Source organism: Streptomyces sp. NPDC000941 (assembly GCF_053599555.1).
Genome location: NZ_JBSFMM010000299.1, coordinates 1 through 11,446 on the forward strand (window position 1 = coordinate 1; position 11,446 = coordinate 11,446).

The following is an 11,446-nucleotide window of genomic DNA, read 5'->3' on the forward strand; positions in this document are numbered from 1 at the left end:
GCAAAGTGCTGATGGTGCTGCGCCACTCCCCCCGCAACTTCGTCCCCAAGCTCGACTTCGTGACCACCCTCGGCCACGCCGCCGCCAGGCGCTGGTCGGCGCCGTGGCGGCGGTGGTGCTCGGCGGTGCGGCGCTTCCCGCGCTGGTCCACGTCGCCCGCAGCGGCGGTTCGGACGCTCGCCCTGAAATGGCCGGCAGCAGCCGGCGCACCCCCGATCCCGGCCATGACAAGCACGGCGAGGGCAGCGGCGGGAAGGAGACCAGCCCGCCCTCCGGCAAGGGGAGCGAGGACAAGGGCGACAAAGGCGAGGACGGGAAGAAGGACCACCCGACCAAGAAGCCGCAAGACGACTCGGGCGGCGTGGCCCCCGACCCCTCCAGCACGCTGAACGCCACCTCGCCCACCTGTTCCCGTCCCCAGCTCGGAAACGCCTCCGGGACGGCCGGGGTGGCCGACGCCGAGGGGCGGATCTACGGCTCGTTCCGGGTTGTGAACATCTCCGGCACCCCGTGCACGGTCGTGGGCGGCGGCAGCATCAGTCCGAGCGCGGTCGGCGGCGCGGACAGCTCCCGGATCTTCGTCGTGGACCACACCTCCGGCGACGCGGCCACCGGTCTGCCCGACCCGTCCACCGCGCCGGGCCAGCTCATCCTGAAGCCCGGCCAGGTGTACGAGGTGCAGTTCGCCTGGATCCCGCAGTCGGGCGGCGGCACCTCCGGCTGTTCCAACACCAGCACCACGCCGACCCCCGACCCCACGCCGGACTCGGCCGACGGGGCGGACGGCGGGCCCACGGACGGTCCGGGCGACGGCTCGGGCAGTGGCAGCGGCGGGGGAGGCGGTGACGGTGGTGAGCAGCCGGCCGGAAGCGTCCTGCTCAGCTATACGCCCGAGGCCGGCGAGCCGGCCGCGGCGAGTGTGACGCTCAGCGGCGCGTGCGCGGGGACGATCTACCGCACGGGGGTCCTGGCCGGCGCGTAAGCCGGACGGGCCGGCGCGTAAGCCGGACGGGCCGGCGCGTAAGCCGCGCGGGTCGGTGCGTAAGCCGCACCGGCCTGCCCCCGGTATCAGGCCCCGGCGCCAGGCTCGCGGCGCCGGGCCCGTACCGTTGGGGTGTGTATCGGTTTCTGCTGACGCCCCGCTGGTGGGTGATCAACGTCTTCACCGTGCTGGCCATCCCGGTCTGTCTTTTCATGGGCAGCTGGCAGCTCAGCCGCTTCGAAGCGCGCGTCGAGACCCACAACAAGCAGCAGGACAAGGCGTCGGACACCGAAGACACCGCCGAGCCGCTGCGCTCGCTGCTGCCGGTGACCGACCAGACCGTGGGGCGGTCGGCCACCGCGACCGGGCGCTATGACGCCGCGCACCAACTGCTCGTCCCGGACCGGCGGCTGGACGACCGCGACGGCTTCTACGTGCTCACGCTGCTGCGTACGGATGGCGGCAAGGCGCTGCCCGTCGTACGGGGCTGGCTCCCCGGCGACGCCGACGACAAGGCCGACGCCGCCAAGGTGCCCGCGCCCCCGGGCGGCGAGGTGACCGTGACCGGGACGCTGCAGGCGTCCGAGTACTCGGGCAGCAAAGGGGTGCAGGCGAGGGGCGGGCTGCCGCGCGGCCAGCTGGGCATGATCAACGCCGCCTCGCTGGTGAACCTCGTGCCGTACGGGGTGCACGACGCGTGGATCACCTCCACCGCCGCCCCCGGAGCCCTGAAGCCGGTGCCCCCGGTCGTGGCGGAGGGCACCGGGCTCGATCTCAAGGCGTTCCAGAACCTCGGCTACACCGGAGAGTGGTTCGTCTTCGCGGGCTTCGTCGTGTTCATGTGGTTCCGGCTGTTCCGCCGCGAGGCGGAGACGGCGCGCGACCTGGCGCTCGGGATCATCCCGTCGGAGCCCCCGGCTGCCGCTGCTCCGGCTGATCCGGCCGGGGCGGAAGATGACGCTGAGCGAACTCGATCTCCAAGCGCAACTGCTTGATCCGCTCCTCGACCACCAGTGAGCCGTGCCCCGCGTCGTACCGGTACACCTCGTACGGGGCGTCGCGCCGGGCCAGCCGCTCCACGTAGTTCTCGATCTGCCGTATCGGGCAGCGCGGGTCGTTGACCCCCGCCGAGATGTAGACCGGCGCGCGTACCGCGTCCACGTACGTGATCGGTGAGGAGGCCTCGAAACGCTCGGGGACCTCTTCCGGCGTGCCGCCCAGCAGCGTGCGGTCCATCGCCTTCAGGGCCTCCATCTCGTCGTGGTACGCCGTGACATAGTCCGCTACCGGCACCGCCGCGAGCCCCAGCGCCCACGCCTCGGGCTGGGTCCCGAGCCCCAGCAGCGTCAGATAGCCGCCCCATGAGCCGCCGGCCAGCACCAGCCGCTCGGGGTCGGCGAGCCCCGAGTCGACCGCCCACCGGCGCACGGCCGCGATGTCCTCCAGCTCGATCAGCCCGACGCGGTGCTTCAGCGCGTCCGTCCACGCCCGCCCGTACCCGGTCGAGCCGCGGTAGTTGACCCGTACGACCGCGAAGCCGTGGTCCACCCAGGCCGCCGGGCCCGCCGCGAAGGCGTCGCTGTCGTGCCAGGTCGGCCCGCCATGGATGTCGAAGACGGTCGGGAAGGGGCCCTCGCCCGCGGGCTTGTGCACCAGGGCGTGCACCTGTCCGCCGGGCCCCGCCACCCAGGCGTCGGTGACCTGCACCGACCCGGGCGCCCGTAGCCCCGGCGGGTCGAGCACCACCCGTCCGCTGGTGGACCGCACCTGCGGCGGCTCGGCCGCCGAGGACCACAGGAACTCGACCGTGCCGTCCGGCCGCGCCGTCGCCCCCGAGATGGTGCCGGACGGGGTGTCGAGGCGGGTCAGCTCGCCGGAGGCGAGGTCGTACCGCCACAGCTCGCTGCGCGCCTGGTAGCTGTGCTCGACCAGCAGCGCCGTCCCGTCCGGCACCCAGTCGGCGCCGACGTCCCCGGGCAGGTCGATGGCCAGCGCCGTCTCCACGCCGCTCGCCGGGTCCCACACCATGGGCTCCCAGCGGCCCCGCCGCTGGTGGCCGACCAGCAGCCGGTTGTCCCCGGCGACCGGTGCGAACCCCATGACGGCCAGGCCCAGCTCCTCCGTGCCGCCCTTGGTGTCGTCCAGCTCCGCGACGGGCGTGCCGTCCAGCCGTACGACCCGGATGGCCGAGTGCATGGCGTCGCCGTGCTCGGTGTGCTCGACGGCGATCAGCGTCCCGTCGTACGACAGGTCGCCCACCCCGGCCGACTCCCGGTGGCGGTAGATCTCCTGGGGCGCGGCCCCGGGCCGTACGACGTGGATGGTGGAGCCGTCCTCGTCCGTGGACCGCCCGACGACCGCGGTGCCGTCCCGGCCGAGCGCCAGGCCGGCCGGGTAGGAGGGGTCGAGGCCGGGCGTCGCGGGCTCGTCCGCCGCGCTCTCCTCCTTGGCCTCACTGGCCTCACTTGCCTCCCTGGTCTCACTGGCCTCCTTGGCCTCGCCGGCCGCCCCGTCCCCCTTGGCCGCCTTCGCTCCCTCGCCCGGGGTGAACGGCTGGCGCTTCCACACCCCGAACTCGTCGCCGTCGGTGTCCGAGAACCACCAGATCCACTGGCCGTCCGGGGAGAGCACCCCGTCCGTCGTACCGTTCGGCCGGTCGGTCACCTGGCGCTGCGCTCCGGTCGCCCGGTCCCATGCGTACAGCTCGTACGTCCCCGTCGCGTTGGACACGAACAGCGCGCGGTCCGGCGCGTCCTCCGCCCAGTCGGGCAGCGAGACGCGCGGGGCCCGGAAGCGCTTCTCCCAATCGGGCTGATCGGGTTGATCGGGCCGATCGGGGATGGTCTGTGCATCACTCATCCCCCCATCAAACCCGATCGGACCGGCGCCGATCGCCGTGATCCTTGCTAACGTGCGGATCACTCCGTATGCGTGAAGCGATCCGCGTGAAGCGAGGCGCGGAGTGATACGGGGGCTGAGAAACGTGGCGGCGTTCACCTATACGAATCTCCTCGAAATGGACCTCGGGAAGCTGGCCGCGGCGGTCGCCGACTGGAAGACCGTGGTGAGCGGTCTCGAAAGGCTCCGGACGGATGCCGACCGGGGCTTGGTGCGGAAGTCGGACGCCGCGAAATGGGCCGGTCTCAATGCCACGGTGACCCGGGAATTCGTCCGCAAGACGGCGAAGGAGCTCCGGGATCTGCACCGGGAGGCGAAGAGCATCTGGAGCGTCCTGGACGATGCGAGCATCGAGCTGCGGGACATTCAGCTGCGGGCGAGAAAACTGGCCTCCGACGCGGCCAAGGAGAAGCCCGGACTGTTGGTTAAGGACTCGGGTGACGGTTCGGTGCGGGTGTCCGAGATGCTGTGCAACATCGACAGCGACAGCCAGCGCACCCATGACCTGATCAAGTGGTACGCCGACACCATCACGGGGCTGGTCACCTACGCCGCGGAGATCGACGCCGCCGTCTGCCGCGCCCTGCGTGCCAGCCATGGCCAGGACCGGCACGACGCCGGGCACGCCGTCTACACCTCACTCGATGAGGACATGGCGCCCCGCGCGGTCGAGCTGGCCTCGTTGGGGGACAAGGCGACGCCACAGCAGCGCGCACAGTTGCGTCGGTTGTGGGAGTCCCTGAGCTCGTCGTCGCGCGCCGAGCTCTGGGCGGCCCACAAGGACGACCTCGTGGCGGCGGGGGTCCTGTCCCCGCGGATCAGGCAGATCTCCCCGGACGCGGGGTCGGGCCGGCACGGTGTCGAGTCCCCCGGTTTCGGCGAGCGGGTCACCCTGGAGAAGGCCAAGATGCTGGCGGAGGGTGCCTCGCTGGCGGGGATGGACGCCGCCGCGCGGAATCTGATGCATTACCTGGATAATTCCGGCACGACGTTGGATTTGCCCATCGATGAGATGATGAAAGGCGACGACGCGTTTCGCGGCACGACTATCAACGCCCTCGTGGACTACGAGGACAAATGGCGCGAGGCGGGGCTGGCGGAATTCAAGAAGAGCGGCGGCAGGCCGGTCGCCATCCCGGTGGAGACCGTGAACAGTCCCCATCGCTTCAGCCGGTCGGGCAATGAGAACTGGTACCTGGCTGTCGGCTCGGTCATGACGAATGTCAGCGGTGTGGTCACGGTGACGCCCGGGGCCGACGGAAAGCCCCACGTGGGCCTCGACTACCAGCTCAACGCGTGGGACCGCTACAACTGGGATTCCGGAAAGGAGACCGAGATAGCCGGGGTCACTTTCTCGGATGAGGAGATGGGCCGGCTCCACCGGACCGGGCTGGCCCAGGAATTCGACCTGCGGGGCAGCAGTTCGGTCATGCACCGCCAGCTCGTGGACGGCCCTGGGAGTCTCAAGTATGACGACCTGCCGGATGGGGGCAGGGACCCCGGCGGGCGCACGGACCCAGGCCGGGACGACCCGTACCGCTGAGCCGCCTCCCCACCCTGCCGCCCCACCCCGCTGCCCTGCCCAGTCCTGTCGCCCTGCCCTGCCGGGCTCCGCCACAAGCGCCCCGCCGGGCGCCCACGCGGGGCACCCGGCAGATGATCCAGTGTGCATGAGGGCCTTATGAGTTCCTATGAGGGCCTCATGAGGGCTGTCGGGGCGGGCTACTTCTTCAGCGTCACCGGCAGCGCCTCGACGCCGTACACGATGGACAGCTTCCGGAACGCGAGCTTCTCCTGCGGGACGGCCAGCCGCATCTCCGGGAACCGCCGCACCAGGGCGGGGTAGGCCGCGCGCAGCTCCATCTTGGCGAGCTCGGCGCCGATGCACCGGTGGATGCCATGGCCGAAGGCGAGGTGGGACGGGGTCTGCCGGTGCGGATCGAACCGCTCCATGTCCGGGCCGAGCTTCTCCTCGCGGTTGGCCCCGCTCAGCGAGCACAGCACGAGATCGCCGCTGGAGATCTTCGTACCGGCGATCTCCATGTCCTCTTTGGCGAACCGGGGGAAGGCCACCTGGACGACCGTGAGGTAGCGCAGCAGCTCCTCGACGTACCGGTCGACCACGTCGTCGTTGTCGCGGATCTCCGCGAATTGCTCGGGGTTGCGGAGCAGTACCAGCGTGCCGAGCGCCAGCATGCTCGCGGTCGTCTCGAAGCCGCCGGTGAGCACCCCGTCGGCCAGCCCGGCCAGCTCCTGGTCGTCGATCTTGTCCCCGTGCTCTTTCACCAGCATCCCGAGCAGCCCGTCGCCGGGCGACTCGCGCTGCTTCTTGACGATGTCGAGCAGATACGAAAGCGAGTCGGATATCGCGCCGAACGAGGTGTCGGCCCCGTCGAACAGATCGAATCGCGCCAAGCTCAGCTGCTGGAAGTCCTCCCGGTCCTCGTACGGCACGCCGAGCAGTTCGCAGATGACCAGGGAGGGGATGGGGAGGGCGAAGGACTGCACCAGATCGACCGGTTCCCCGGCCGCGCCCATCGCGGCCATCTCGTCGAGCCGCTCCTCGACGATGGAGTGGATACGCGGAGTGAGCCTGCTGAGCCGGCGCATGGTGAACTCCGGCGTCAGCAGGCGGCGCAGTCTCGTATGTGTCGGTGGATCGCTGAAGCCGAGGCCGCCTGGATTCTGCTGTGGGGCGATGCCGATGTTCTTCTCCGCGAGGTTGGTGAAATCGGAGCTGAATCCGTTCACCCGGCCCAGTACGGCCTTGGTCTCGTCGTATCCGGTGACAAGCCAGCCCTTCATTCCGAAAGGCAGTGGAAGCTTGCTTATGGGCTCCTTTGCCCGAGTACGGGCCAATTCGTCCAGGGGGTCCAGGCCATTGCGTCGCAGCGGGGCCAGCGTGGCGCTCGGCAAAAACGACATCTTGGACAGATCGAACCCGGACTTCTGAATTCTCGAAAAGTACTTGCGACCCAGCCAGCCGACGATGTTTGAGCGGAGATTCGACATGGCCGCAATACTGCCCTGCTTTGGCCGGGTGTCCGTAATGCGTTCCGTGGCGCACTTGGTGTGATGCGCCACAGTGGGTGCGTCGGCGCACCGCCCGGCGTACGCCCCGGCGCTCGGCCGAGGTGGCGCGCCCTGGAAAAACGGAGGAAAGTGGAGCTATCGGGCATCATGTGCGAACGGTGAGGGCTGCGCGCACGCGGATCGGCAACCGCTCCGCGCGCGGGCGGTGAGGACAACCAGTCCGCGCACGCGGAGGCGGAGTGAGGTGAGCGGGCGTGGAGAGGCGGGAGCGGCGGGAGCGATTCCGCGCCGTCCAAGGCGCGCCGTGCTGGGTGAGCCACATGGCGACCGACCTGGACCGCGCCCAGACCTTCTACGGCGACCTCTTCGGCTGGCACTTCCGCCCCAGCCGCCACGGCCACGGCCGCTACACCATCGCGTTCACCCCGGACGGCGCCCCGACCGTCGGCATGGGCGTCCCGGCCGCGACCGGTGTGACCCTCCCCGTCACCTGGACCACCTACTTCGCGGCCGACAGCGCCGACGAGATCGCCTGGCGCGCGCGGGAGCGTGGCGGCACCGTCGCGGTCGGGCCGCTGGAGTTCGGCAGCGGCCGGGTGGCCTGGGCGGCCGACCCGGACGGCGCCATCTTCGGCATCTGGGAGGGCGAGCTCACCTCCGCCTGGTGGGGCGAGCGCAGACCGGGCGCCCCGGTCTGGCTCGAACTGCGTACCCGCGACGCCTTCGAGGCCGCGCTCTTCTACGGCCACGTCTTCGGCTGGGACGCCCAGGGCCAGGACCGCTGCGACGTCCGCTTCGAGCACGACCGCGTGGTCCTGCACATCGACGGCAAAGCCGTCGCGGGCCTGCGCGGCGGCGCCCTGGAGGCCACCCCCGACCCCAACGTCCGCCCCCGCTGGCACGTCTACTTCTGCGTCGACGACGTCGACCGCGTCGCCGCCCAGGCCACCGCCCTCGGCGGCGGCATCATCTCCGCCCCGGCCGACACCCCGTACGGCCGTATCGCGGCCCTCCGCGACCCGGAGGGCGGACTCTTCAGCATCGCGGCGTCGGCGACGACGACCACGGAGGCGACGAAATCGTGGGACGAGGCGGAGTCGTCGTACAAGGCGGAGTCGTTGCACGACGCGGAGTCGTTGCACGACGCGGAACGGGACAGCGCGGAATCCCGCGAAGCCGGCCCCTGAGCCTGTGCCCGCGCAGGGCTGGTGCTGACGATGGCGTCAATGGCCGAGTGTGCGGGCATTGCGTGGGGACCCCTCCCGATCGCCGGACCGTAAGCTCGCTGCCTGGCTCCGGATTCCCGACCAGCGACTACCGACTCCGGATGAGATGTGAAGGGCGGCATGCCATGTCGGATCCGACCACGGTGGGGCGCACGCGACGTGCGGCCGGCCGCGTCCTGCTGGCCACGGTCACCGCGCTGGCCGCGGCGGGATGCGGCGACTCGGACGAGGGCACCGACACCGCCAAACCCTCGGCTTCCCATGCCTCGCACAGCCCCTCTCCCACCACGTCCACCCCGTCCCCGGCAGTGACCGCGGCCGACGGGAGCAACCCCGAGGCGTGCACCGACGGGAACTGCGAGATCGCGGTGACCAAGCCGGTGACGATCCGTATCAAGCTCCCGGACGGTCCGGCGGAGCTGGCCCTGACGAAGGTCGGCAAGAACGCGGTCGACTACAAGGTGACCTCGGGGAACAGCAAGACGAGCGGAGGGGCGAGCGGCGATGGCAGCGGCTGCGTCGCCGTCTTCCGCAGCGGTGGCAGCAGCAGTTCGTGCGGGATGGGGGGACCGCCGCCGGACAAGGTGGCCGGAGCGGTCGTACTCCAGGTGGTGGCGGGGGCGGACGGCACCGCGATCCTTCGGCTCATCTCGGCCTGACTCCTGAACGAGCGAGCCACCGACCGCCGATTGGCCCGCGACCCGGGCACCGGGCGCCTGAGAATCTGGCCTTCCACTTCAGTAATTTGAGGGGATGTCATGCAGGTAGCGGTGGTCACCTTCGACGGATTCAACGAGCTCGACAGCTTCATCGCCTCCGCACTCATCAACCGGTGCCGCAAGGACGGCTTGGAGGCCTTCATCACGACGCCGACCCCGGTCGTCACGTCCATGAACGGCGTCGAGGTGACCGGCCAGCGCCCCATGGAGTTCGTGACCGGAGCCGACGTCGTGCTGATCGGCAGCGGGGTGAAGGCGCGTGAGGTGGTCGCCGACGAGCGGCTGCTCTCCAGGCTGCCGCTCGACCCCGCGCGACAGCTGATCGGTTCGCAGTGCTCCGGCGCGCTGGTGCTCGCCCGCCTCGGGCTGCTCGACGCCATGCCCGCCTGTACGGACATGAAGAGCAGGCCCTTTGTCGAAGCCTGCGACGTCACCGTGCTGGACGCCCCCTTCCATGCCGAGGGGAACATCGCCACGGCGGGCGGCTGCCTGTCATCGCAATACCTCGCCACATGGGTGATCACCCGAGCGCTCGGCGAGGCCGCCGCGCGCGACGTCCTCGACTACGTGGCTCCGGTCGGCGAAAACCAGGCGACCATCGAGCGCGCCATGCACGCCGTCCAAGCGGGCGAGGCCGCCCTGCGCTGACCGCCGCGCTGACGCCCGCTGCTTCAGGCATGCTTCAGACATGACAGAGGGCCTGGTGCAACTTTCGCACCAGGCCCTCTGTCATGTGTCGGGGTGGCGGGATTTGAACCCACGACCTCTTCGTCCCGAACGAAGCGCGCTGCCAAGCTGCGCTACACCCCGAAGCAACGAGCTCTACTTTAGCGGACCCGTGCCCAGAGACGAAATCCGGTTTTCGCGGTCTCGCAGGTCGGGGCGGGGTGAGCCCGGCCGCTCGGGTGTCGGGGAGGTGCCGGGGGAGCGGCCGGGGTGGCTGGAGGGGGTCAGGGGGTGGGTGGGGTGAGGGTGAGGAGGGTGGCCTCGGGGGGGCAGGCGAAGCGGACCGGGGTGTAGCGGTTGGTGCCGCAGCCGGCGGAGACATGGAGGTAGGAGGTGTGGCCGGCGGCGTGGTGGGTGGAGAGGCCCTTGACGCGGCGGGCGTCCAGGTCGCAGTTGGTGACGAGGGCGCCGTAGAAGGGGATGCACAGCTGGCCGCCGTGGGTGTGGCCGGCGAGGATCAGGGGGTAGCGGTCGGCGGTGAAGGCGTCGAGGACGCGCAGGTAGGGCGCGTGGACGACGGCCAGGGAGAGGTCGGCGTCCGATTCGGGGCCGCCGGCCACCTCGCCGTAGCGGTCGCGCTTGATGTGGGGGTCGTCCAGGCCGGTCATGGCGATCTCCACGTCGTCCAGCTTCAGCCGGCCGCGGGCGTTGGACAGATTGACCCAGCCGGCCGCGTCGAAGGCGTCGCGCAGCTCTTTCCAGGGGTTGTGGATCGCGCCGACCACGGGGGGATTGCCGTTCAGGCCGTGCTTGCCGTGCGCCTTCTCCACCAGATAGCGGGCGGGGTTGCGCGGCTTGGGGCCGTAGTAGTCGTTGGAGCCGAAGACGTACGCGCCCGGGAACTCCATGAGCGGGCCGAGCGCGTCCAGCGTCTCGGGGACGCCCTCGGGGTCGGAGAGGTTGTCGCCCGTGTTGATGACGAAATCGGGGCGGAGCCCGGCGAGGGACTGGAGCCAGCGCTGCTTCTTGCGCTGGCCGCTGACCATGTGGATGTCGGAGACCTGGAGGACGCGCAGCGGCCGCATACCGCGTGGCAGTACGGGGACGGTCACCCGTCGGAGGCGGAAGGACCGGACCTCGAAGCCGGCGGCATAGACGAGGCCGGCGGCGCCGACCGCCGTGATTCCCAGGGGTACTCCGTATCGCGCGCGCATGGTCACCATGGTCGCAGACCGAGGCCGGGCGAGAAATCTTCGGGTGATTCCCGGCCAGGGCTGGCAGACTCGACGACATGACCACCACGCTCAAGTCCAGGCTGCGGGACGATCTCACCGCAGCGATCAAGACGCGTGACGAGCTGCGCTCCTCTACGCTCCGGCTGACCCTCACCGCGATCCAGAAGGAAGAGGTCGCGGGCGAGACCGCCCGGGAGCTGTCCGATGCCGAGGTGGAGAAGATCATCGCGCGCGAGGCCAAGAAGCGGCGCGAGGCGGCTGAGGCGTTCGCGCAGGGCGGGCGGGCCGAGCAGGCCGAGCGGGAGCAGGCCGAGGGCGTGGTGCTCGCCGAGTATCTGCCCAAGCAGCTCACGGACGAGGAGCTGGACGCGCTGGTGGCGGAGGCCGTACAGGAGGCCGCGGCGGGTGGTGCGCAGGGGCCGCGGGCCATGGGCGCCGTGATGAAGATCGTGAACCCGAAGGTCGCGGGCCGGGCCGAGGGCGGCCGGGTGGCCGCCGCGGTCAAGCGGCGGCTCGCCGCGGGCTGACACCCCCGGGGTCGGCACTGAGGTCGGCACTGAGGTCGGCACTGAGCGAGAAGACGAAGCGGGCCCGGACAGTGTCCGGGGCCCCGTAGGAGTGTAAATCGGTGTGGGCCGCGACGCCGGTGTGGGGGCCCGCCCAGAGCAGCGCGGCGCGCAGCGAGGG

At 70.7% G+C, this 11,446-nt stretch carries 10 protein-coding genes and 1 tRNA gene; 7 read left to right on the plus strand and 4 right to left on the minus strand.

The genetic code is table 11. The features are described 5' to 3' along the window. Positions 1–103: 103 nt before the first annotated feature. Together ACWDSL_RS48280 and ACWDSL_RS48285 are read left to right on the plus strand one after the other, a co-directional pair. Positions 104–982, plus strand: a complete 879-nt coding sequence (locus tag ACWDSL_RS48280; protein ID WP_450495470.1) for a hypothetical protein — start codon at positions 104–106, stop codon at positions 980–982. A 134-nt stretch (positions 983–1,116) separates the two neighbouring features. Continuing rightward, positions 1,117–1,977 carry an SURF1 family protein gene (locus ACWDSL_RS48285; protein ID WP_450495472.1) on the plus strand — a complete coding sequence of 287 codons (861 nt, stop codon included), beginning with the start codon at positions 1,117–1,119 and terminating at the stop codon, positions 1,975–1,977. On the opposite strand, the gene ACWDSL_RS48290 is transcribed toward ACWDSL_RS48285, so the two are convergent. Beyond that, positions 1,880–3,841: a prolyl oligopeptidase family serine peptidase gene (locus ACWDSL_RS48290; protein WP_450495473.1), complete on the minus strand. Its 1,962-nt coding sequence runs from the start codon at positions 3,839–3,841 to the stop codon at positions 1,880–1,882. The genes ACWDSL_RS48285 and ACWDSL_RS48290 overlap by 98 nt on opposite strands. Before the next feature lie 157 nt (positions 3,842–3,998). Here ACWDSL_RS48290 and ACWDSL_RS48295 point away from each other — a divergent pair, with 157 nt between their 5' ends. Further along, positions 3,999–5,423 (plus strand): hypothetical protein, encoded by a 1,425-nt coding sequence (locus tag ACWDSL_RS48295; protein WP_450495475.1) that lies wholly within the window; start codon positions 3,999–4,001, stop codon positions 5,421–5,423. 179 nt (positions 5,424–5,602) lie between these two features. Here ACWDSL_RS48295 and ACWDSL_RS48300 read toward each other — a convergent pair whose 3' ends face one another. Further along, positions 5,603–6,892 carry a cytochrome P450 gene (locus tag ACWDSL_RS48300; RefSeq protein ID WP_450495477.1) on the minus strand — a complete coding sequence of 430 codons (1,290 nt, stop codon included), beginning with the start codon at positions 6,890–6,892 and terminating at the stop codon, positions 5,603–5,605. Positions 6,893–7,233: 341 nt separating this feature from the next. Here ACWDSL_RS48300 and ACWDSL_RS48305 point away from each other — a divergent pair, with 341 nt between their 5' ends. From ACWDSL_RS48305 to ACWDSL_RS48315, 3 genes are all read left to right on the plus strand, one after another. After that, entirely contained in the window at positions 7,234–8,100 is an 867-nt protein-coding gene (locus tag ACWDSL_RS48305; protein ID WP_450495478.1) for a VOC family protein, read from the plus strand. A gap of 164 nt (positions 8,101–8,264) precedes the next feature. After that, complete coding sequence (locus tag ACWDSL_RS48310) at positions 8,265–8,798, plus strand: hypothetical protein (RefSeq protein WP_450495480.1); 534 nt, start codon at positions 8,265–8,267, stop codon at positions 8,796–8,798. Between the two features lie 99 nt (positions 8,799–8,897). Next, positions 8,898–9,506 carry an AraC family transcriptional regulator gene (locus ACWDSL_RS48315; protein WP_450495482.1) on the plus strand — a complete coding sequence of 203 codons (609 nt, stop codon included), beginning with the start codon at positions 8,898–8,900 and terminating at the stop codon, positions 9,504–9,506. 88 nt (positions 9,507–9,594) lie between these two features. Here the strand turns inward: ACWDSL_RS48315 and ACWDSL_RS48320 are convergent. Next, positions 9,595–9,668: transfer RNA gene (locus tag ACWDSL_RS48320), tRNA-Pro, on the minus strand. A 140-nt stretch (positions 9,669–9,808) separates the two neighbouring features. Continuing rightward, complete coding sequence (locus tag ACWDSL_RS48325) at positions 9,809–10,738, minus strand: metallophosphoesterase (RefSeq protein ID WP_450495484.1); 930 nt, start codon at positions 10,736–10,738, stop codon at positions 9,809–9,811. A 77-nt stretch (positions 10,739–10,815) separates the two neighbouring features. On the opposite strand from ACWDSL_RS48325, the gene ACWDSL_RS48330 reads away from it, so the two are divergent. Then, positions 10,816–11,286 carry a GatB/YqeY domain-containing protein gene (locus tag ACWDSL_RS48330; protein WP_450495486.1) on the plus strand — a complete coding sequence of 157 codons (471 nt, stop codon included), beginning with the start codon at positions 10,816–10,818 and terminating at the stop codon, positions 11,284–11,286. Positions 11,287–11,446 lie beyond the last annotated feature (160 nt).